General features: G+C 75.1%; 18 protein-coding genes and 1 riboswitch. Of the genes, 2 read left to right on the top strand and 16 right to left on the bottom strand.

Annotation, left to right across the window (positions count from 1 at the left end; genetic code table 11):
- Positions 1-65 precede the first annotated feature (65 nt).
- Genes ACPYO4_RS11860 through tatA form a run of 4 tightly spaced genes read right to left on the bottom strand, consistent with a single transcriptional unit; the run spans position 66 to position 5,183 of the window.
- A complete protein-coding gene (locus ACPYO4_RS11860) occupies positions 66-2,930 on the bottom strand; it encodes a DEAD/DEAH box helicase (protein WP_425709451.1) in 2,865 nt (954 codons plus the stop codon).
- 10 nt (positions 2,931-2,940) lie between these two features.
- A complete protein-coding gene (locus tag ACPYO4_RS11865) occupies positions 2,941-3,939 on the bottom strand; it encodes a diacylglycerol/lipid kinase family protein (RefSeq protein WP_425709452.1) in 999 nt (332 codons plus the stop codon).
- A complete protein-coding gene (tatC, locus tag ACPYO4_RS11870) occupies positions 3,936-4,742 on the bottom strand; it encodes a twin-arginine translocase subunit TatC (RefSeq protein WP_425709453.1) in 807 nt (268 codons plus the stop codon). Before tatC ends, ACPYO4_RS11865 begins: the two co-directional genes overlap by 4 nt.
- A 36-nt stretch (positions 4,743-4,778) precedes the next feature.
- The gene (gene tatA / locus ACPYO4_RS11875; protein ID WP_425709454.1) at positions 4,779-5,183 is read right to left on the bottom strand and encodes a twin-arginine translocase TatA/TatE family subunit; all 405 of its coding nucleotides are present in this window, start codon (positions 5,181-5,183) and stop codon (positions 4,779-4,781) included.
- A gap of 30 nt (positions 5,184-5,213) precedes the next feature.
- On the opposite strand from tatA, the gene ACPYO4_RS11880 reads away from it, so the two are divergent.
- Positions 5,214-6,035, top strand: coding sequence for a glycerophosphodiester phosphodiesterase (locus ACPYO4_RS11880; RefSeq protein WP_425709455.1), 822 nt, complete (start codon positions 5,214-5,216; stop codon positions 6,033-6,035).
- A gap of 25 nt (positions 6,036-6,060) precedes the next feature.
- Here the strand turns inward: ACPYO4_RS11880 and ACPYO4_RS11885 are convergent, their stop codons facing one another.
- The gene (locus ACPYO4_RS11885) at positions 6,061-8,118 is read right to left on the bottom strand and encodes a helix-turn-helix transcriptional regulator (protein ID WP_425709456.1); all 2,058 of its coding nucleotides are present in this window, start codon (positions 8,116-8,118) and stop codon (positions 6,061-6,063) included.
- A 34-nt stretch (positions 8,119-8,152) separates the two neighbouring features.
- Between ACPYO4_RS11885 and ACPYO4_RS11890 the strand changes: the two genes are divergently transcribed.
- Positions 8,153-9,277: a DUF3866 family protein gene (locus tag ACPYO4_RS11890; RefSeq protein WP_425709457.1), complete on the top strand. Its 1,125-nt coding sequence runs from the start codon at positions 8,153-8,155 to the stop codon at positions 9,275-9,277.
- A gap of 27 nt (positions 9,278-9,304) precedes the next feature.
- Here the strand turns inward: ACPYO4_RS11890 and ACPYO4_RS11895 are convergent, their stop codons facing one another.
- From ACPYO4_RS11895 to ACPYO4_RS11945, 11 genes are all read right to left on the bottom strand, one after another.
- Positions 9,305-9,697, bottom strand: a complete 393-nt coding sequence (locus ACPYO4_RS11895) for a PH domain-containing protein (protein ID WP_425709458.1) — start codon at positions 9,695-9,697, stop codon at positions 9,305-9,307.
- A gap of 185 nt (positions 9,698-9,882) precedes the next feature.
- A complete protein-coding gene (hisG, locus tag ACPYO4_RS11900) occupies positions 9,883-10,728 on the bottom strand; it encodes an ATP phosphoribosyltransferase (RefSeq protein ID WP_425709459.1) in 846 nt (281 codons plus the stop codon).
- A gap of 35 nt (positions 10,729-10,763) precedes the next feature.
- Positions 10,764-11,027, bottom strand: a complete 264-nt coding sequence (locus ACPYO4_RS11905) for a phosphoribosyl-ATP diphosphatase (protein ID WP_425709460.1) — start codon at positions 11,025-11,027, stop codon at positions 10,764-10,766.
- Positions 11,028-11,032: 5 nt separating this feature from the next.
- Complete coding sequence (locus ACPYO4_RS11910) at positions 11,033-12,094, bottom strand: ABC transporter substrate-binding protein (protein ID WP_425709461.1); 1,062 nt, start codon at positions 12,092-12,094, stop codon at positions 11,033-11,035.
- 2 nt (positions 12,095-12,096) lie between these two features.
- Positions 12,097-12,912 carry an ABC transporter permease gene (locus tag ACPYO4_RS11915; protein ID WP_425709462.1) on the bottom strand — a complete coding sequence of 272 codons (816 nt, stop codon included), beginning with the start codon at positions 12,910-12,912 and terminating at the stop codon, positions 12,097-12,099.
- A 79-nt stretch (positions 12,913-12,991) separates the two neighbouring features.
- A riboswitch (FMN riboswitch) is annotated at positions 12,992-13,130 on the bottom strand.
- Between the two features lie 75 nt (positions 13,131-13,205).
- Positions 13,206-15,770, bottom strand: a complete 2,565-nt coding sequence (locus ACPYO4_RS11920; RefSeq protein WP_425709463.1) for a hypothetical protein — start codon at positions 15,768-15,770, stop codon at positions 13,206-13,208.
- A gap of 120 nt (positions 15,771-15,890) precedes the next feature.
- Positions 15,891-16,262, bottom strand: a complete 372-nt coding sequence (locus ACPYO4_RS11925) for a hypothetical protein (RefSeq protein ID WP_425709464.1) — start codon at positions 16,260-16,262, stop codon at positions 15,891-15,893.
- Between the two features lie 139 nt (positions 16,263-16,401).
- Positions 16,402-17,070: a ribulose-phosphate 3-epimerase gene (gene rpe, locus ACPYO4_RS11930; RefSeq protein WP_425709465.1), complete on the bottom strand. Its 669-nt coding sequence runs from the start codon at positions 17,068-17,070 to the stop codon at positions 16,402-16,404.
- A 103-nt stretch (positions 17,071-17,173) separates the two neighbouring features.
- Positions 17,174-18,685, bottom strand: coding sequence for an RsmB/NOP family class I SAM-dependent RNA methyltransferase (locus tag ACPYO4_RS11935; RefSeq protein WP_425709466.1), 1,512 nt, complete (start codon positions 18,683-18,685; stop codon positions 17,174-17,176).
- Positions 18,682-19,629: a methionyl-tRNA formyltransferase gene (locus ACPYO4_RS11940; protein WP_425709467.1), complete on the bottom strand. Its 948-nt coding sequence runs from the start codon at positions 19,627-19,629 to the stop codon at positions 18,682-18,684. Before ACPYO4_RS11940 ends, ACPYO4_RS11935 begins: the two co-directional genes overlap by 4 nt.
- 82 nt (positions 19,630-19,711) lie before the next feature.
- On the bottom strand, positions 19,712-21,958 hold the full coding sequence (locus ACPYO4_RS11945; RefSeq protein ID WP_425709468.1) for a primosomal protein N': 2,247 nt from the start codon (positions 21,956-21,958) through the stop codon (positions 19,712-19,714).
- Positions 21,959-21,994: the final 36 nt, after the last annotated feature.

Below are 21,994 nucleotides of genomic sequence, written 5' to 3' on the forward strand. Positions count from 1 at the left end.
GACAACCCCGGTGGCGTGGCCGCCGGCAGACGCTCAGACGCTCAGACGCTCAGACGCTCAGACGCTCAGACGCTCGACCATGCCACCACGCCTCGACGCACGAGACCGACCGCCTCCCAGGCGGCGTGCGCGAGCTCGGGGCTCGGGGCGGCAGTCGCGATCTGGTCGAGGACGTCGAGCAGCTGCTTGCACTGGCGCACGAGGTCGCCCGCCCCGATGCCGGCCAGGTCGAGGACGTCGATCAGGTAGCCGCCCTGCGCCCACTCGAGGATGGCGCGGACGAGTGCGTCGTCCACGGGCTCGGTCGGGGGCAGGCCGTGCGCGCGCTCGAGGTCGGCGAGGCGGGCCGCGTGCCGGTGGGTGCGTCGGACGGCCTCGCCGAGGGGGCCCGGCGGCCGGGCGGCCCCGGCGGCCGCGAGGTCCGCGGTGCGGTTCGACGAGACGATCATCGAGGCCGCGGCCGCGAGCTCCGCGGGTGCGAGGCCGTCCCAGTCGCCCGAGCGCAGGCACTCCGCGAGCAGCAGGTCGCGCTCGGCGTAGATGCGGGCGAGCCACCGGCCGTCCTCGGTGACCGTCCGGCCCTGCTCGGTCCCCGTCTCGTCGTCGAGGTAGCCGAGCTCGCCGAGGACGTCGCACACGCGCACGAGGTCCTGAGCCACCGACCCGGTGCGCTGCTCGATGCGTCCGGTCAGGTCGGCAAGCTCGACCTTCGCCCGGGACCAGCGCCGGGCGACGCGCGCGTGGTTCTCGCGGTCGGAGCAGCCGTGGCAGGGGTGGGCGCGCAGGGCCTCCCGCACAGCCTCGGCCCGGGCGTGGGGGCCCGGGCCCGCCGGCGTCGCGCCGCCGTGCGCGCCCGGACCGGCCGGCGCGTCGCCGGCCGGCGCGCCCGCGCCGTGGCTCGGGGCGTCCGCCCGCGGGCGGGTCCCCTGCGCCAGGGCGTTGCGGAGCGAGGAGGCCAGGTCGCGGCGCTCGGTGGGGTTACGCGGGTTGAACCGCTTCGGGAGGGGGACCTTGGAGACCACGCGGAGCCCGTGCGGGACCTCGGTCGCGGTGAGCCGCCGGGCGCGCCGGTCGTCGCCCAGGACCTGGATCCCGACCCGGTCCATGCCCGCCTCGGCCGGCTCGAGGACGACGGCGTGCTCGGTGCGGCGGCCACGACCGAAGGCGACGACGTCGCCCCGGCGCACCGTCCGGAACGACGCCTCGGTCTCCCGGCGGCGGGCGGCGGCGCGAGACCTCGACTCCTCGCCCTCGGCCGCGGAGAGCTGCTCGCGCAGCTCCTGGTACTCGGCGAAGTCCCCGAGGTGGCAGCGCATCTGCTCGGCGAGCTCCGCGACGGAGCGCTCGTGCTTACGCACCTGCCGGGCCAGGCCGACGGCGGACCGGTCGGCCTGGAACTGGGCGAACGACTGCTCGAGGACGTGCCGGGCGCGGGTGAGGTCGAGGCGCTGCAGCAGGTTGACGGCCATGTTGTAGGTGGGGCGGAACGCGGAGCGCAGGGGGTAGGTGCGGCGCGAGGCGAGGCCGGCCACGTGGGACGGGTCGACGCCGTCGGCGTAGAGCACGACGGCGTGGCCCTCGACGTCGATGCCCCGCCTGCCGGCCCGGCCCGTCAGCTGGGTGTATTCCCCCGGCGTGAGGGCCGTGTGCGCGGACCCGTCCCACTTGTCGAGCCGTTCGACGACGACGGACCGCGCGGGCATGTTGATGCCCAGGGCGAGGGTCTCGGTCGCGTAGACGACCTTGACGAGGCCGGCGGCGAACAGGTCCTCGACGACCTCCTTGAACACCGGCAGCATGCCCGCGTGGTGCGCGGCGACGCCCTGCTCGAGGGCGTGGGCCCACCGGTCGTAGCCGAGGACACCGAGGTCGGCGGGCGGCAGGGAGGCGGTGGCGGCCTCGTGGTGCCGGCGGATCTCGGCGGCCTCCCGCGCGGTGGTGAGCCGCACGCCGGACCCGACCGTCTGCCGCACGGCGTCCTCGCAGCCGGCGCGCGAGAAGATGAAGACGATCGCCGGGAGCAGCGCCTGGTCGTCGAGGGCCCGTACCACGTCGGCCCGCGCCGGGCGCCGGACCGGCCGGGCGTCGTCGCGGCGGCTCTCGAGGTCCCGGCCCCGGCCCCGGGGGCGGTGACGCCGCTGCGGCCGTCCGTGCTGGCCGCGCGTGTGGCGGGACGCCCGTCGGACGGCCTCGAGGAGCTCGGGGCTCAGGGGCGGGTCCGCACCCACGTCGGTGGGGTCGACGTCGTGGGAGTACAGGTCGTGGATGCGGCGCCCCACCATGAGGTGCTGCCACAGCGGGACCGGGCGCCGCTCGGAGACGACGACGGCCGTGTCGCCGCGGACCTCGGTGAGCCAGTCGCCGAACTCCTCGGCGTTGGACACGGTCGCGGACAGCGAGACGATGCGCACGCGCTCGTCGAGGTGGAGGATGACCTCCTCCCACACGGGCCCGCGGAACCGGTCGGCGAGGTAGTGGACCTCGTCCATGACGACGAAGCCGAGCCCCTTGAGCGCCGGCGAGCCCGAGTAGAGCATGTTGCGCAGGACCTCGGTGGTCATGACGACGACGTCGGCGTCGCCGTCGATCGAGGTGTCCCCCGTGAGAAGACCGACCCGGCCCTCGCCGTACCGGGCGCGGAGCTCGGTGAACTTCTGGTTGCTCAGCGCCTTGATCGGCGTCGTGTAGAAGGCCTTCCTGCCGCGGCGCAGAGCGAGGTGGACGGCGAACTCCCCCACGACGGTCTTGCCGGCACCGGTCGGCGCGGCCACGAGCGCGCCCCGGTCCTCGGCGACGGCGCGGCACGCCTCGACCTGGAACGGGTCCAGGGAGAACGCGAGCCCGGCCCGGAACTCGTCGAGCTCGAGCTCGGGGTCGACGCCGGCCGGTCGCCGGCGGGACGCGGCGTACCGCTCGGCGGGAGAGGTCATGCTGATCAGGCTATGTCGCTCGCGTCGAGGTGCACACTCGCCACGCCCCCGGCGCGGCCTCGGCGACCAGCGGGCCCGCCCCCACCTCCTCGCCGTCGGCCATTGCGACCGGCAGTGACCGGCCGTGCTCGGGGGCGTCGTGGATCTCGACCCGCCGTCCGCGCGAGACGTGCACGGGGTCCAGCCCCACGTGCGAGCCGCCCGCGAAGCGAGGGAAGAGCGTCGCGATCGTGGGGCGTCCCACGGCGTCGATGTGGACGACGTCGAGCATGCCGTCGCCCGGGTCCGCGCCGGGGGCGACCTCGAGGCCGCCACCGATGAGCGGGGTGTTGGACACCGAGACCAGCGTCGTCGGCCCGGTGCGGACCTCGCCGTCGACGTCCACGCGCGCGCCGTAGGGGCGGAAGCGCATCGTCTCGACAGCGGTCGCCCGCACGTACTTCGCTCCCCCGCGCGGCCAGCGGTAGCGGTTGGCCGTGAGGTTGACCTGGGCGGCGAACCCGACGACGAGGGACGACGCGCACCAGCGCACGTCCTCGCCGCCCGGGACGAGGCCGAGGCGGTCACCGGCGGCGTGGCGCCCGAGCGGCGCACCGGGGCGGGCGACGCGGACGGCGTCCATCGCGCGTGGCGCCGCGGACCGGTCGCGCGGGTCGAGGGCCGCGTGGATGATGCGCAGCGAGTCGACGTGGCGGCCGACGGGCAGGCCGAGCGCCCGGGCGACGTCGTTCCCGGAGCCGACCGACACGAGCCCGAGGGGGACGTCGGTGCCGGCCACGGCGTTGAGGCCGAGGTGGGCCATGCCGTCCCCGCCGACGACGACGAGGGCGTCGATCCGGCCCTCGCGCGCGGCGGCGTGCGCGCGGGCCAGCGCGTGCAGGGCGTTCGCGGAGGTGAGGTCGTCGGTGATCGCGAGGTCGGCCAGGACGGCCCGGACCTCGCTCGCCACGCGCGAGCCGTTGCCGGCGCCGGCGGAGGGGTTGATGACGAGCCCGACGCGCGCGGTCATGCGGGGTCCTCCGTGGCGGTCGTCGGTGCGGCTGTGGCCCCGGTGGGGCCGTCGGCGCCGGTTGCGGCGGTGGCCGCTGACCGGTCGCGGCGGGCACGGATGCGCTCCAGCACCGCGCACACGCCGATCGCCCCGAAGTACAGCACGAGGATCGGCATGGCCATGGCGATCATCGACCACGCGTCGGGCAGCGGGTTCGCGAAGGCGGCGAAGACGAACGCGCCGATGATCGCCCAGCGCCAGCCCCGCAGGAAGGTCCGGGCCCGCACGAGGCGGGCCGCGCCGAGCCCGACCATGACGACGGGCACGAGGAACGCCACGCCGAAGACGACGAGCACCCGGAGGACGAACACGAGGTAGGACCGGGCGTCGACGAGGCTCGTGCCCTGCTCGGGCACGAAGGACGTGAGGATCTCGACGACGTGCGGCACGAGCATCCACGCGAACGCACCGCCGGCGAGGAACAGCGCCGCGCCGGTGAGGGCGAAGGCGGCGGCCGTGAGGCGCTCCCCGCGGTGCATGGCGGGCGAGAGGAACAACCACAGCTGACCGACCCACCACGGCGAGGTGAGGAACAGCCCGATGACGACGGCGACCTGGACGCGCAGGTCGAACGCGGAACCCAGCGTGGTGAAGTTCAGGCCCGCGAGCGCGCCGTCCGCCCGGGCGACGTTGAGCGGCGCGGACACGGACTCGAGGACCGGGTCGTAGAGGAACCAGCCGGCCACGGCGCCGAGCAGGACGCCCGCGAGCGCGTAGAGGAGACGACGGCGCAGCTCACCGAGGTGCGCACGCAGCGGCATCCGTCCCTCGGGGTTGCGCCTGCGGCGCGCCACCGGCTACCCGGCGGAGCCGGAGGGCGGCTGCTGCCGACCGGGGGCGTGCGTGCTCGGTGGCCGGGAGGACGCGTGGTCGTCCGGGGCACGGTCGTCATCGGAGCCCGCCGGGCGCGGATCCGGTGCTCCCCCGCGTGGCGACCGGCCGCCGTCTCCCTCACCCCCGGGTGCCCGACCACGGTCGTCGATGCCACCGTCTCCCGTGCCACCGTGGGCGCCGGGGTCCTGGTCCGCGCGGCCGGACGGCGCGTCGTCGTCCTCGCGCAGCTCGCGGACCTCCTTCTTGAACACCTTGAGCGACTTCCCGATCGACGAGGCGATGTCGGGCAGCCGCGAGGCGCCGAAGACGAGCAGGATCACCACGACGAGCACGAGGATGTGCATCGGCTGGAGGCCGTTGCGGAACATGGCGGTCACCTTCGTCGGGGAGGATGGAACATGCCCAGGATAGACGCCCGCGCCGGATCAGGACCGGAGGGCGGGGCGGCGGACGACCACCTCGAGGTCCTCGGGCACCGCGGGGCGTCCGCCGAGCGCCGCGAGAACACGCTCCCGGCGTTCGTCCGCGCGGTCGAGGTCGGTGCCGACGGCGTGGAGCTCGACACGCACCTGTCGGCGGACGGGGTGCCGGTGGTCCGGCACGACCTGCTGATCGGCCGCCGGGCCACGCGCGAGCTGACGGCGGACGAGCTGGGGCGCCTCGGCGTCCCCACGCTCGTCGCCGCGCTCGACGCGATCGAGGTGGCGGCCGGGGATGCCGGGAGCGACCCGTGGGTGCTCGTCGAGATCAAGTCGGCCCCCGACGGCTCCCTCCCGTGCGCCACGCCGCGCGAGGTCGTGGCCGCCGTCGGTCAGGTGCTGGCGGGCCGCTCCGGCGGGCCGGGGTGCGTGCTCGAGTCGTTCGACCGGGCGGTGCTGGCCGCGGCGGCCGAGCTGCTGCCCGCGCTCCCCCGCGCCGTGCTCGCCGACGGTCCGTCCACCGCGGCAGGCTCGCCGTTCCTCGGGCCCGCGACCGAGGCGTGGGGAGATCCCGACCCGGTCGCGGCCGCCCGTGCTCTCGGCGCTCTCGCCATCGCTCCCCGGCACACCTGGTTGGGTCCGGAGCTCGCCTCCCGCGCGCGGGAGGCCGGCCTGGAGACATGGGCGTGGACGGTCAACTCGGTGACCCGCGCCGCGCGGGTGCGGGCGCTCGGGGCGAGCGTGGTCATCACGGACGACCCCGCCCGGATGGTCCCGGCCCTGCACCCGGGGCGGGAGTAGCCCGCGGCTGCTCGGCCCTCGTCGCTCAGCCGCCGTAGCGCCGCAGTGCCGCGCGGGCGGCCGCGCGCACCCGCTCGGCCTGCTCCTCGGGTCCGATCGCGGTGACCTCCTCGCCCAGGTCGAGCATCGCCCCGACGAACCAGGCCCGGTCGGCCACGCGCAGCCGGACCCGCACACCGCCGTCCGCGAGGTCCTCGGTCGCGATCGACGGCACGGTCTCGGCGAACGGCCGGGCCGCCGACGTCAGCTCGACGACGACCTCCTCGCCGATGTCACCGACCTGCCCGGTGCGCTCCGGCCACGGGTGCTCCTCGACCGGTGTGTCGGTGATGTCCGCGGTGACGATCCGGTCGACCCGGAAGGTCCGCGGCGCCCCGGCGCGCAGGCACCATGCGGAGAGCAACCAGTCGTCCGCGTCGAGGACGAGTGAGCGCGGATCGACGTCGCGCTCGGTGCGCACGTCGCCGCCGGAGACGTAGACCAGGTGCAGGCGCCGTTCCAGCCGCAGCGCCTCTCGCGCGCGCGACAGCGCGACCGGGTCGGCACCGGGCACCGCCACGTCGATCGCCCGCGCGACCGTCGACGCCGTGCCCGCGGCGACCTCGAGCTTGTCCGCGAGACCGTCGATGAGGGCGGTGGGCATCCCGACCGAGCCCGCGACGGCGCGCAGCGGCCCGAGGGCGACGAGCAGGAGGACGGCCTCGTCCGTGGTGAGCCGCAGCGGGCGGGCGAGCCCCTGGTCGTTCGCCAGCGAGATCACGCCGGACTCGAAGGCGTCGACGGAGAAGTCGATGAGGTCGTCGTGCTGGTAGCCGGGCAGGCCGGTCACCCACAGCAGCTCGACGTCGGCGATGACCTGCTTCTCACTGACCCCGAAGTGCTCGGCGAGCTCGGTGACGCTCTGGTCGCCCTTCTCGTGGAGCCGCAGGACCAGCGAGAGCAGCCGGGCCAGCCGGTCCTCGGCCCCCTCGCGACGCGGGGCGGGCTTGGTCGGGGCCGTGGTGCCCGTCTCCTCGGCGACGGGCGCCGAGGAGACCGGCACCGCGGCCGCGCGCGCGAGCCGGCGCCGCACGGCGTCGACGAGTGCCGGCGGCGCGAGGGCGAGGGCCACGTCCCCGAGCGCCGCGACGTCGCCGGCCAGCCCCTCGAGGTCGTCGGTCGTGAGGTCGAGGACGTCCCAGCCGTCCGGGACGAGGTCGGTGGCGGGCGCGGGATCCCTGTCCGCCGCGTGCCCGTCGGCAGCGCCACTGTCCGCCGCGTCCCCGTCGGCGGCGTCGCGGCCCTCGCCCGCCCGTGCGCGCACCACGGCCCCCCGTCCCGGCGCGAGCGCGAGGCTCGCCTCGGCCCGCTGACGACGCGACGCGCTCAGCACGGCCGACAGGTCGAGGTCCGCGGGTGCGGGCACACGCTCCGGGGCCTCGGCGTCGCTCACCCTCCCGCGCACGCGCGAGAGGTGGAAGACCCGGACGGCGCCCCGGTCGTGGTCGTGTCCCACGAGGTACCAGGAGCGTCCGCGTGCGGCCAGTCGCCACGGGTCCACGAGGCGGGTGCTCAGCTCGCCCGTCGAGGCGGCCCGGTAGTCGAACCGGACGGCACGTCCCGTCTCCAGCGCGTCGAGGAGCGCCGTGAAGGCCGGGCCCGGCTCGGCCAGCCCCACGCCGGTCCGGCCCCCGGGGCCGCCGGAGCGGACCTCGGGGGCCAGCCCGCGCAGCTTCGTCAGTCCGCGCTGGGCGGGAGCGCTCGTGGCGGCGTCCCGCCAGACCCCGGCGGCCGCGGCGAGGACCGCGGCCTCCTCGGCGGTCGGCTCGAGCTCCGCGACGCTCTCGTCGTCCCCGCCGAGCCGGTAGGCGATGTCGGTGAGGTGGACGGGTGAGACGGTGGTGAGCAGCGGGACGCCCAGCGAGCGCAGCGAGTCCTTGTCGCGCTCGAACATCCGCTCGAACGCGTCGTCCTTCTGGCCGCCGTAGCCGTGGACGAGTCGCCGCACGTCGGACTTGGACAGGCCGCGCTCGGTGGACCTCAGCGCGGCGAGGAGGTTGAGGAGTCGCTCCTCCTTGGTCACCCGGACCTTCGGCTCGCTCACCCCCTCACGCTACCGGCGGAGGTAGCGTGACGACGTGATCCTGTGGCGCGCCGGGACGGTGCTCTCCCTTCGACGCGAGTGGTCGGGCGCCGTCGAGCTCGAGGTCGACGTGGACGGGCGGTCCGTGCGCGCACTCGCCTACCCGGCGCTCGTCGGCTCGCCCGTGCCCGGCGACCGGGTTCTGCTCAACGTCACCGCCCTTAAGAAGGGCCTCGGCACCGGGGGCTACGCCCTCGTCGTCGCCCTGCCCGACCGGCTCCCGGCCGACCCCCCGCCCGGGCCCGGCCATCTCGTCAAGGCGCGCTACACGCCGGGGCAGGTGATGGTGCTCGGCGTCGACGAGCAGGAGTCCGCCCACCACGGCACCCTCGAGGACGCCGACGACCTCGGCGGGACGCCCGTCGTCGTGGCCGACCTGCACTCCGCACTGCCGGCCGTGGTGGCCGGCGTGCACGCGGTCCGGCCGGGCGCACGCGTCGCCTCGCTCATGACGGACGGCGGCGCCCTGCCCGCCTGGTTCTCGCGAACGGGGGCGGCTCTCAAGGACACGGGCCTGATCATCGGCACCGTCACGGTCGGTCAGGCGTTCGGCGGCGACGTCGAGGCCGTCACCGTGCACACCGGCCTGCTCGGCGCTCGCCTCGTGCTGGAGGCGGACGTCGTCGTCGTCGCCCAGGGGCCCGGCAACCTCGGCACCGGCACACGCTGGGGCTTCTCCGGGGTCGCCGCGGGCGAGGCGCTCAACGCGGCCACCGCCCTGCGGGGGCGCGGCATCGCCGTCCTGCGCATGTCCGGCACGGACGCGCGCGAACGTCACCTGGGGCTGTCCCACCACTCCGTGACCGCGCTGGGGCGGGTCGCGCTGGCGCCGAGCGACGTCGTCGTGCCCGGCGGGCTGTCCTGGCCCGGCGAGGACCTGTCCCCGCTGGTGGAGGCGCGGCTCGTCGACACCCTGGACGGCCGCCACCGGCGCGTCGACCTCGACGTCCGTGGGGATAGGGCCTCCGGCGCGCCGGACCTGCTCGCCGCGCTGCGGGGCGTCGAGGAGGCCGCGGGGCTACGCCTGTCGACGATGGGGCGCGACCTCGATGCCGATCCCGTCCCGTTCCTCGCGGCGGCGGCCGCCGGCGCGCACGCGGGGAGCCTGCTGGACCGCTGACGGCCGACACCCGGGGCGGCGGCCCGGTCAGCCGCGGGAGGAGCCGTTCCCGAGCTCGCGCGCGTGGAGCTCGACCAGCGTCGACAGTCGCGCCGCCGCCACGGTGGCACGCCGCCCGTCGCTGCGCTGCACGGCCATGACGGCGAGCGTGCTGGAGTCGGCGAGGTCGAGGTTGGCCCAGGGCCGGTGCTCGCCGTACTCGACGCCGAGGATCTCGGCCCACTCGACGCGCCGTCCGGACAGGAAGTTGCGGACCGTGAGCCCGGCCTCGTCCGGCAGCGCGGCGACGCGCGCCTGGCGCTCGAGCACCCCGACGATGATCAGCGCGAGGAGGGCGGTGAGCAGCTGGTCGGTGAGGTCCCAGTGCTCGACGCCCGGGATCCGGCCGGTGAGCAGGATGATCGCGGCGGCGCCGATCACGACGGCGACCTGCAGCGACCGTGCGACCAGCGGTACGAGTCTTGGGCGGATCGGTCGGTGGAGCCGGGCCCGGACCTGCTCGGGCCGCTCGTGACCCTTCGGCGCGCCCTGGCCGTCGGACGCACCTGGGCCGTCAGCGGCTCCCGGGCCGTCGGGTGCCGCTGGGCCGTCGGCCCCGTCGTGCGTCACAGGCGGCTCGCGAGGATCGAGGTGACGAGGATCGCGCGGGCCCCCGCCGTGTAGAGGTCGTCCATCACCTTGTTGACGCCGGCCCGCTCGACCATGACCCGCACGGCGACCCAGCCGTCGTCGCGCAGCGGGGAGATCGTCGGCGACTCCTGTCCGGGCGCGAGCGCGACGGTCCGCTCGACGTCCTCCTTGCGGACGTCGTAGTCGATGAGCACGAACTGGCGGGCGACGAGCACGCCCTGGATGCGACGGTCGAGCACGGACAGGCCGTCCGGCTCCTCGCCCGAGGCCCGCCGGACGAGGACCGCCTCGGACCGGAGGATCGGCTCGCCGAAGGTCGTCAGGCCGGCGGCCGCCAGGGTCGAGCCGGTCTCGACGACGTCCGCGACGGCGTCGGCGATCCCGAGGCGGACGGCAGACTCCACGGCGCCGTCGAGGTGCACGGTGCCGGCGTCGATGCCCCGATCGGCGAGGAACGCGCGCACGACCGTGTCGTAGGAGGTGGCCACCCGCAGCCCGGCGAGGTCCTCGACGCGCCTCGGTCCGTCCTCGGGCGCGGCGAACCGGAAGGTCGAGCGCGCGAAGCCGAGCGCCCGGTGCTCGACGGCGTCGGCACCCGAGTCGAGCAGGAGGTCCCGTCCGGTGATGCCGCAGTCCACGGTGCCGGCACCGACGTAGACGGCGACGTCGCGCGGGCGCAGGAAGAACAGCTCGACCTCGTTGTCGGGGTCGGCGACGACGAGCTGGCGGGCGTCCCGACGTCGGCGGTACCCGGCCTCGGACAGGAGGTCGGCGGCCGGCTCGGACAGGGAGCCCTTGTTGGGCACGGCGATACGCAGCATGTGGGGGTCTCTTCCGTGGTGCGGGCGGGGCGCGCTCAGAGGTGGCGGTAGACGTCGTCGAGCTGGAGGCCGCGGGCGATCATCATCACCTGGACGTGGTACAGGAGCTGGCTGATCTCCTCGGCCGCCGCCTCGTCGCTCTCGTGCTCGACGGCCATCCACACCTCGGCGGCCTCCTCGACGATCTTCTTGCCGATGGCATGGACGCCCGCGTCGAGCTGGGCGACGGTGCCCGAGCCCTCGGGGCGCTCCTCGGCCTTGGCGCTCAGCTCCGCGAACAGCTGGTCGAACGTCTTCACGCGCGTCAGTTTACGGCGCTCTCGGCGAGCACGACCGGGGTGTCCGGCAGCGCGGTGATCGCGGCCTCCGGGTCGACCTCGCCCTCGAGGAGGCCCGCCGAGGACATGAACTCCGCCATGGCGGCCCAGCGCTCCGCGTCGATCGTGCCGCGGGAGTCCGCGTCCCCGTACAGGGCGGCGGTGGCCTCGGAAACGGCGATCGCGGCCGCGCGCGCGTCCTCGCCCGTGAGGTCGGGGACGTGCGTCGCTGCGACGTCGACCGCGCCCTCGGGATCCTCGGCCATGTCGGCCATGCCGCGCAGCACGGCGCGCACCACGGCGGCGACGTCGCCCTCGCGCTCCCCCAGTGCCGCGTCGGTGGCGACGAGCCCGACGCCGACCAGCGGGACGTCGTCGCCGAGGGCGATCTCGCGCACGGGGGTGCCGGCGCGGGCCAGGCTGACGGCGTCGTTGTTGACGAAGCCCACGACGGCGTCGACGTGACCGGCGGTGAGCGCCGAGACCTGGGTGAAGCCGATGGTCTGGACGTCGACGTCCTCGCCGCCGCCGGGCAGCGTGGCCAGAGCCGCCTGCAGGCCGAACCAGGTCTGACCGAACTCGCCCGGCACGCCGACGCTGGCGCCGGCGAGGTCCTCGAGCGTGGTGATCCCGGAGTCCTCCGGCGCGAGGACCGCGACGGGGTAGTCCTGGTACATGGTGGCGACGGTGGTCAGACCCGCGCCCTGGGCGACGGCCTGGAGCATCTCGTCCCCGCCCGCGACGACGACGTCCTCCTCGCCGGCCTCGGCGGCCGTGAACAGTCCCTCGGAGGCACCGTGGTGCCGCAGCTCGACGTCGACGCCCTCGTCCTCGAAGTAGCCGCGCTCCTGCGCGATGTAGAAAGGCGCGAACTGGACGTCCGGCACGTAGGTGAGGCCGATGGTCAGCGGCTCGCCGCCGGAGCCGGCGTCGCTCCCGGACTCGGTCGGGCTCTCGGTGCCGCCGCCGCAGGCGACGAGCGTCGTGGCGGCGAGGCCCGCGACGAGGAGAGCGGCGGCGCGGCGCACGGTGCGTGGTGACGTGGTCATGGTCAGGCTCCTTGACGGTGGCGGAGGTGGCGCTGCAGGGCCCCGACCGCGGCGAACAGCGACGCGGCGAGGACGCAGAGGACGGCGAGGATCGAGAACAGGCCGACCGTGTCGGCGGACGCTCCGCGCGCGGAGAGCAGCATCCCCAGCCCGCGACCCCCGGTGACGATCTCCCCGACGATGGCGCCGGTGAGGCTGAGCGTGACGCCGTTGCGCACGCCGGTGAGGATCGCGGGCACCGCGAGCGGGAGGAGGATGCGGGCCAGCAGGACGGGTCCGCCGGCGCCGTCGAGGCGGGCTGCCTCGACCACGTCGGGGTCGATGTGGGTGAGCCCGTACACGGTCCCCAGCAGCATGGGGAAGAACACCATGAGGGCGCACAGGACGACGACGGGCAGGACGCCGTAACCGAGCCACAGCGCGAGCAGCGGGGCGACGGCCACGGCGGGCAGTGCCTGGGACGCGGCGACGTAGGGCTCGAGCACGCGGCGGGCGAGCGTCGAGGAGGCGATGACGATGCCGAGCGGCAGGGCGACGGCTGCGCCCAGGAGCGAGCCCCAGCCGGCGGCGACCAGCGTGGGCCAGAGGTAGGCGCGGGCGGGGCCCGCGAGGTCCTCGGCGACGCGGGCGAGGATCGCGCTGGGCGCGGGCAGGAAGTACGGGTCGACGGCGCCCGCGCGGGAGGCGGCCTCCCAGGCGACCAGGACGATCAGGCCGAAGGCGAGCGGCGCGAGCGCGCTGCCGGGGCGGGTGCGCTCCCGCGTGCGGGAGTCGGCCGAGGCGCGGGCGTCGTCGTCGTGCTCGATGGCCTGTGCCACCCGTTCCTCCTCCCGGTCGACGTGGCGACCGGGGCGAGGGGACGCGGGCGTCCCGAGAGGGTGGGCCGGATGGCCCACCGCGTGCTTCCTCTCATCCGGACTTTGACCGTCGGTCCCGGAGTTCCACCGGATCGGCCCTGACCACGCGTTGCTCTGCGTGGCCTCGGGTTCGCGGACTGTTACCGCCGGTTCGGATTTTCACCGACCCCGGAGCACGTGCTCGAGGGTCAGTGTACGACGACCGGGCCCGTTCCCACGACAGGGGCCGGGCCCGGTGGCGGAACGAACGAGGATCAGTCCTCGTCGTCCTCGGCATCCGCCGCGAGGTTGTCGTTGTCGGCCCGGGTGCGGGCGTCGTTCATCCGTCCCTCGGCGTCGTTGGTCATCGAGCCGTACGTCGAGCCAGCGCCGTCCTCGTGGTCGTTGAGGTAGTCGACGAACTGGGCCCGCTGATCGTCCGTCATCCGGTCGTAGGGGATCACCGAGCCGTCGCTGTCCCAGAACTGCGACCCGGCGTCGAGCTCGCGACCCGTCGCCTGCTCCCACCCCGTGAACGACGGCGACCCGTCGAAGTTCCCGGCCGCAGCGACGGTGGCGTAGAACCGGTCGTTGACCATCGCGTTCTGCGCCTGCTGCCACTCGGCGCCGGTGGCGCGCTGCGCGTCCTCGTTCCCGGTCTCGAACATGGCCTCCAGCACGGGGTCCGCGGCCCAGTCGATCCCCTTGTCGACGGCACCGCCGACGACCGGGATGTCGTCGAAGGGCACGAGGCCGATGCCCGCGTTGGCCATCGTCTGCATGTACTCGTTGTAGCTGTCGAGAGCGCCCGCGCTGTCGCCGTTCTCGTTCGAGAGTGACTCCAGGACGAATGCGTCGAAGTAGCTGCCCCGGCCGAACGCTTCCTGTGCGGCGTCCATGTTGCCGCCGGTCAGCGCCTCGTACATCCCGTTGTTGGTGTGCGCGCAGCTGGCGTTGAGGATCCGCTGCAGCGCGGGCGGGTTGTTCGGGTCGCCCTGCGTCGTGCCGTCCTCGCCGGGCATGACGATCGACTCGGGCCGGTCGTACCCGAGGTCACCGAACACGTGATGGAGGTTGTTCAGAGTGGAGTTGCTGAAGGTGATGTCGTACGTCCCTCCGTCACCCGCCCCGACCCCGTCCGCGGTCGCCTGGCCATCGAACCCGGTGTGGAGGTCGTCGACGTAGGTTGCCATGACGGTACCCATGGCAGGCCGCAGGGACATCATGTTGAACCCGGCCCTGGTCTCCGCGGTGTCGCCGGCGATCGGCTCGGACCCGGCGATCGCGTCGTTGTACCCGACGATGGACTGCTGCGCGAGCTCGACGGACTCACGGTCGCCGTCGTCGAGGGCATAGCTCTCGAGGACGTCCCCCATCTCGACGCCGAGGTCCGGCATACCCATGACCGCGCCGTCCGTGGCGTCGCTTCGACCGTGCATGTAGTACTCGATGATCGACTGGGTCTCACCGTCTCCGGCAGGGATGTCGGCGAGCAGAAGCCCGTAGGCGGCCTCCTCGCTCGTCCCGGCGGCGGCCAGCAGGTTGTGCAGCGGGTCGCGGCGGGGATCCGTGGGGTGCAGGTCGCCGAGCGGCGACGCACCCAGGTCGTACATGCTCCCACCCATGTGCGACGTGTTGGACCGGTGGGGGAAGTTCTCGGTGAGCCATTGGTCCCACTCGACCATGTCGGTACCGACGTGCTCCATGTAGTCACGGCCCACCTCGACGTCCGGGTTGACCTCCATGCCTGCGGCAAGGAGCTGGCTCTGGATGTCGTACCCGTACACCGCCGTGCCGTCCATGCCCTCCTCGTAGGGCTGCCCGGTATAGGGGTTGAAGCCCTCGCGGCCACTCGTCTTCAGCTGCTCGTACCACTCGGTGCGCCAGGTCTCCGTATCCTCGCGAGTGACCGGATCCATTCCCTCGAGCGAGCCCGTCGAGGTCGTGTACGCCCCGCCGAGGACGCTGAACATGTCGCGGTACTGCTCCTGCCTGTCGGGGTAGCCCTCGGAGGCGTCGATCCTCTCCATCAGGTGCATCGACACGGAGTTGACCCCGTCCGGACCGAGCCGTTCCATGAGCGCGGTCGCGAAGTACGGGTCGTCGGTGAGGTCGCCGTACGTGTCGACGATCTCCTGGATCGCGTCCTCGTCGCCGTTCTCGGCACGCTCCAGGAGGTCCTCGGCATGCTCTGCCTGCTCGTCCGCGACGTGGTCGCGCCGGCTGCCGTCAGAGATGGTGGTGCCCTCGGTCATCGCGGCGGCGATGTCCGCCGCACTTCCCTGCTGGGCCGCGGGGACGAACCCGTCGGTGAGCTCGGTGAGCTTCCTCGCCGCGGTGGCGGCCTCCTCGCCCAGGGTGTCGAGCGCCGTGTCGTACCGCTCCTTCATGTCCTCGCGGCGACTCTCCCGCTGGAGGTCGATCGACTCGATGGCCTCGGCCTTGTCCCGCTGGTTCGCGGGATCGGTGTAGTACGGGTCGGAGTTGATCTGGTCGAGGGCATCGTCGAACCAGGTGTCGACCTCGTCCCACTCGGTCTGCAGCCCCTCGATCGTGGATTCGCAGGTCTCGAACGAGGCTCCGACGTCCCAGATGCGCTGACCGGCGCCGCCCATGTTCTCGGCCGCGGTCTGCACGTGGCCGGACAGGATCGACAGCTCGGTATCGATCGCCGCGGCCGTCACTCCCTCCGGGAAGGCGCCACGCATCCGCTGCGAGGCCGAGCCGTCGGAGAGCAGGGTCTGCTGCAGGCGGCCCTGGATGCGCGAGACGTTGGTGCCCTGCACCATGAACGTCGTCGCCACACCGTCGGGCAGCGGGAGCTGATCGGCGCCGGCCATGTGGAGTCCTCTCGGATCTGGATCGGACGGGACCGACCCGGGGCGTGCGGAACGTGGTGTCGTGCGGCCGTGCGGCGGGCCGTGGTGCGGCTCGGCGCGTCAGACTTCGAGGACCACGGCTCAGACCTCGAGGAAGTCGAACCCGGTGCCGGAGTCGTGGTCGATCTCGTCGAAGCCCTCGGAGACGCTCACGGTGGACGAGCCGCACGCCTCGGTCGCCGCGGCGAGCGCGAGCAGGCCGGTGTCGTGCGTGGAGAGGAAGTCGGCGATGGCCGAGCGCAGGGAGGACAGGTCACCGGCGATCCGGTCGGGGCCCGTGCCGACCGCACGGTCCATGACGCCTTGGTCCGGGAGCTCGCCGGCGCCGTCCCGCAGGAGCATGCCGTCCACCCAGACGTCGTCCCCGACGGCGGCGGTCGAGTAGGGGTCGATCTCCAGCGTCATCTCGTGCTCCTCGTCGGCGGGCCACGACGGGGCGAGCAGCCCGGTCATGGGGTCTGCGTGGAGCGTGACCCGCGGACGGGTCCGAGAGGTGAACGACGAGTGACGTTCAGGTGCCGGCCGCCGGGAACGGGCGGGGAGAACTCCCCGTGGCGCCGACGGTCCTCCGGCGCCCGGCCGGGAGGCCTGCTCAGTGCGCGTGAGCGGCCGAGGCCAGCTCCCGCAGCGCGGCGATCTCGTCGTTCGCGTTCTCGGCGTTGTAGACGGCCGACCCGGCGACGAACGTGTCGGCGCCCGCGTCTGCGGCGCGCTCGATGGTCGCCCGCGAGATGCCGCCGTCGACCTGGAGGCGGATGTCCAGCCCGGCGGCCGAGACCGCCTCGCGGGCACGGCGGATCTTCGGCAGGACCGACTCGATGAACGACTGCCCGCCGAAGCCGGGCTCCACGGTCATCAGCAGGATCATGTCGAACTCGGCGAGGTGGTCGACCAGCGGCTCGAACGGCGTGCCGGGACGGATGGCGATCGAGGCCTTCGCGCCGGCCGCACGCAGCTCCCGGGCGAGCTTGACCGGCGCCGCGGCGGCCTCGGCGTGGAAGGTCACCGACGCGCAGCCGGCCTCCGCGTAGCCGACGGCCCACCTCTCGGGCGCCTCGATCATCAGGTGGGCGTCGATCGGCACCGGGCTCACGCGCACGCACGCCTCGACGACGGGCAGACCCCAGCTGAGGTTGGGCACGAAGTGGTTGTCCATCACGTCGACGTGCGCGTAGTCCGCGCCCGAGATCCGCGTGAGCTCGCCGCGCAGGTCGGCGAGGTCGCTGGTGAGGATGGACGGCGAGATCACGACGGGGGCCATGGACCGAGGCTAGCCTCCCGGCGACGCACGGGAGTACCGCTCGCGCCCCCGAGGGCCGCATCGATGTCCGCCTTCGGTCGGGCGGCCGTGCGCGCGCCCCGGATCAGGCCTCGCGGCGCAGGAGCGCGAGGAACATCGCGTCCGTGCCGTGGACGTGCGGCCACAGCTGGACGACGGTGCCTTCCGCGCCGTCCAGCGAGCTTCCGACGACGTCGTCGGCGAGTCCCCCGGCGACCGACCGCGTGATCCGGGCCGTGTCCAGCAGTGTGAGCCCCGTTCCTGCCCGCAGCAGGCGGGAGACCTGCGCGCGGGTCTCGGTGACATGCGGGGAGCAGGTGACGTAGGCGAGCACCCCGCCCGGGGCGAGGGCGTCCGCGGCGGCGTCGAGCAGTTCGCGCTGGAGCGCGGCGAGCGCGGCGAGGTCCTCCGGGCTCCGGCGCCAGCGGGCCTCCGGGCGGCGCCTCAGAGCGCCGAGCCCCGTGCAGGGCGCGTCGAGCAGGATGCGGTCCGCCCCCTCGCGACCGGCCTCGACGAGCGTCCCGGCCGCGCGGCGACCGTCCCCCACCGTCACCCGGACGTCGCCCTCGGCCCTGGCCACCGCGCGACGCACGAGGTCCGCCCGGTGCGGCTGGACCTCGTTCGCGACGAGCCGAGCCCCGCGGCGCCCCGCCTCCGCCGCGAGGAGGGCGGCCTTCCCTCCCGGCCCGGCACAGAGGTCGAGCCAGGTCCCGCCGTCGTCGGCCGCCGGACCGGTGAGTTCGGCGGCGAGGAGCGCGTGCGTCACGAGCTGTGAGCCCGCGTCCTGGACCCCTGCCCGGCCGGTGGCGACATCGGCGAGCTCGCCGGGCGCGATGCCGACGAGGTCGACCGCGCCCGGGAGCGGGTGCTGCTCCACGTCGCCGCCCAGGTCGCGCGCCTGACGGCCGAGCTCGCCCACGGACGACCAGCCGGGGCGGGCGACGAGCGTGACCCGCGCCGGGGTGTTGTCCGCGTCGAGCAGGTCGCCGAGCTCGCGTCCGTCGCGACCGTCGGCGAGCAGGGCCTGCTGCAGCGCGCGGACGATCCACGCGGGATGGGACTCGACGGCCGCCGCGACGTCGAACCACTCGCCGCCGCCGGACCGCGCGGCGTCCGCCACGTCGTCGAGCCAGTCCTCGACGTCGCGGGCCGCGACCTTCCGCAGGACCGCGTTGACGAGCCCGGTCGGTGACTGCCCGGCGACCTCGCGCACGAGCGTGACCGACTCGGCCACCGCCGCATGCGAGGGGACGCGCATCCCGAGCAGCTGGTGGGTGCCGAGCCGCAGGACGTCGCGGACCGGCGCGTCGAGCGCGGCGACGTCCCGTCCGGAGGCGAGGGCAAGGATCGCGTCGTAGCGGCCCCGCATGCGCAGGGTGCCGTACGCGAGCTCCGTCGCGAACGCGGCGTCGCGCCCCGCGATCCGGCGCTCGCGCAGCAGGCCGGGGAGCACGAGGTTGGCGTAGGCGTCGTCGTCGTGGACCTGCCGCAGGACCTGGTAGGCCGCCCGGCGGGCCGGGTCGGGTCCGCCGCGTCGACCGGGGCTGCGTCGAACCGGGCCGCCGCGAAGACCAGGACTGCGCCGTGCGTCGGTCATGCGCCCGGCCGGTGGGCGCCGAGCCGGTCGCCCGCCTCGAGCCGTGCGCCGCGGGCCCACGCGTCGGCCGCCATCCAGCTCTTGCCGGCGGGCGCGAGCTCGGTGAGCTGCAGGGCGTGCGTCGCCGTGCCGACGAGCACGTCTCGCCGGGTCTCCCGCAGCTCGCCCGGTGCGAGGTCCGTGACGTCCGGGCGCAGGGTGAAGGGCCGGAGCTTGAGCCGGGAGCCGTCGGGCAGCGTGGTCCAGGGGCCGGGTGACGGCGTCGTCGCCCGAGCCACGCGGTCGATGCGCTCGGCGGGCGCGTCGAGGTCGAGGAGCCCGTCGGACGGGTCCAGCTTGGGCGCCGTGGACACCCCGAGCGCGCTCTGCGGGGCCGGGTCGATCAGACCCGAGACGAGCGTCTCCAGCGAGCGCGTGAGCAGCCGGGCACCGGCGACCGAGAGGCGGTCGAGCAGCGCGCCGGAAGTGTCGGTGGGCTGGATCGTCTCGGTCATGGTCGCGAGCACGGGACCGGTGTCGAGCCCCTCGTCGAGGAGGAAGGTCGTGGCTCCGGTGACGTCCTCGCCGGCCAGGAGCGCGTGCTGGACGGGCGCCGCGCCCCGGTAGGCGGGCAGGAGCGAGAAGTGCAGGTTGACCCACCCGTGGGCGGTGGCCGCGAGGGCCGGCGGCGGGACGAGCAAGCCGTAGGCGACCACCGCCGCGACGTCGGCCCCGAGCTCCCGGATCTCCTCCACGACGTCGTCGTCGCGCAGGGTACGTGGCGTGAGCACCGGAAGTCCGGCCTCCGCGGCCGCCTCCCCCACGGGAGACGGATGGAGCGTCCGGCCGCGGCCCCGCGGCGCGGGAGCGCGCGTGAGGACCCCCACCACCTCGTGCTGCGACTGCAGCAGGTGGTGCAGGGCCGGAAGCGCCACGACCGGAGTACCGGCGAACAGGACTCGCACGCCTTCGATGGTAAGCGCCGTGCCGACCTGCTGCCTCCGCGAGGGCCGGCGGCCGGCATCGGGGCGCGCGGCGTCGACGCGCTCAGAGCATGTCGGTCGGCGCCACCTGCACGCGCACGGTGCCGGGCTCCTTGCGCGCGGACCGCGCGGCCGCGGCGGCGGCGAGCAGCGGTCCCAGCTCCACGTCGTCGGCCGCCCGCAGCACGGCACGCGCCTGGGGTGTCTCGGCGGGTCCGTCGCGAGCCGCGTCGCGGGCGGAGCGCCCAGGCCCTCGTGCGTCGGTGGCCGGCGGGTCGACGGGCACCGGACCGAGCACCTCCACCCGGTCGGCCCGCGCGTCCGCGGCCAGGTGGGCGAGGAACGAACGGAGCGCGGCGGCTGCGCCCTCGGCCACGGCCACGGGCACGGCGGGAGGCAGCGAGAGCTCGGCACGCTCGCCGAGCTCCCGCTCGGCGAGCCCCACCGGGTCCCAGCGCACCAGTGCCTGGGCGACGTGCGGGGCCGGCCGTCCGAGCAGCAGGACCTTGCCGCCGTCGGTCGCGGGCCGCACCAGGGCCGCGGCGCTCACCCACCGCCGCAGCGCCTCCTCGGCGGCAGCGAGCCCGGGCCGGGCGGTCGCGACCCCGCCGTCCAGCAGCAGTGCCGCGACGTACCCGCCCTCCGCGGTCGGCTCCGCGCCGGGCGTGGCCACGACGAGCCGCGGACGGTCGTCGACCGTCCTGGCCACGCCCGTGTCCTGGCCCGCGTCCGAGGCCAGGACCGGCACGCCCGGGAAGGCACGGCCCAGCTCGTGGGAGGTGCGTCCGGCCCCGACGCGGATCGCCCGCAGCGACGGCGAGCCGCAGTGGGGGCAGCGGAAGTCGGCGGCGGCGCGGGCGCACCAGCGGCAGCTCGGCGGTCCGCCCGCGCGCGTGGCCTGCAGGGGGCCGGAGCAGTGCCGGCAGCGGGCGGGCTCACGGCACCGTTCGCAGGCGAGAGCGGGTACGTAGCCGGCGCGCGCCACCTGGACGAGGACGGGCCCCGTGGCGAGCGAGTCGCGCACGAGCCGCCACGCCGCATGCGGGATGCGGGCCGCCGCCGCGGGGCCCTCGGCGGCGAGGTCGAGGTCCGTCGGTGCCGTGACGCGCGGCGTACGGGAGCGCACGAGGGAGCGGTCGGCCGCGAGGGAGGCGGCGACGCCGGTGGCCACCAGGTGCTGGGCGGCGACCGATCGCCCGACGCCGATGATCGCCAGCGCCGCCCGCTCCCCCGACGTCCGTGGCCGGTCCTCGCTCGCGGTCGCGTCCTGCTCCTCGTCCAGGTGGCGCGCCAGCAGGACGTCACGGACGTGGGGGTAAGGTGCGCGCGGTTCCGCGAGCCGGTCGTCGCCGTCGTCGACCACGACGACGAGACCCAGCCGAGCCACCGGTGCGAAGGCCGCCGACCGGGTGCCGACGACGACCCGAGCCTGCCCGGTGAGCGCGCGCAGGAATGTGCGGTACCGGCGCGCGGTGCCGTCGTCCGCCGACAGGCGCACGACGTCGGCGATCCCCGCCTCGTCCAACGCGCCGGCGACGTCGTCGACGTGCCGGGCGGTCGGGGCGACGACGAGCGCACCCCGTCCGCCGTCGAGCGCGGCCCGGACTGCGCGCACGACGAGCGCGGGCGTGGTCCCGGGCAGCGCGGTGACGACCGCGGCGGGCGACTCACCGGCCGCGACGTGGGCGAGGAACGCGGGTCCGGCGGTGAGCTCGGCCCACGCGCCGGGATCCACGGGCGGCGCCGGGACCGGTGCCGGTGCTGTCTCGCTGCTGCCCGGACCGTCCTCGCGTACCGGCGCGTCCGGGCGGCGCGCCCCGTCGGCGTCGAGGGGCTCGTGCTGGTGCGCGGGTCCGTCCTGACCGGGAGCGGCCTGGTCGGCCCCCCTCATCGACTCCTCTGTGCCGGCATGGCGGGGCGGAACGGCGAGGCGGACGACGTCGGCGGTCGTGCCGCCGTGTGCCCGGGCGACGGCGCGGCAGAGCCGGGCGACCGGCTCGGCCAGCACCGGCACGGCGCTCACCGCGCGCCGGAGCGGGGCGAGGTCGGAGCGCGTCGTCCCGCGCGTGCGGGCGGTGACGTACCCCCCGAGCTCGCGACCGGCGAAGCGCACGCGCACCCGGGAGCCGACGGCGACCCGGTCGGCCATCGCCGGTGGGACCAGGTAGTCGAAGGGCCGGTCGAGGTGGGCGAGCGGGGTCTCCACGAGCACGGAGACGACGTCGGCGTCCGGGTCCCCCGCGCCGCCGGGCGGAACCGCGGCAAGGTCGACGAGCTCGCCCAGGGAGGGCTGCTCGGCTCGGGGGGTCATCGCCACATCACATCACGGAGCGCCGACGGCGGGGCC

This window comes from Georgenia sp. Z1491, from assembly GCF_049856175.1.
Lineage (GTDB): Bacteria > Actinomycetota > Actinomycetes > Actinomycetales > Actinomycetaceae > JB111.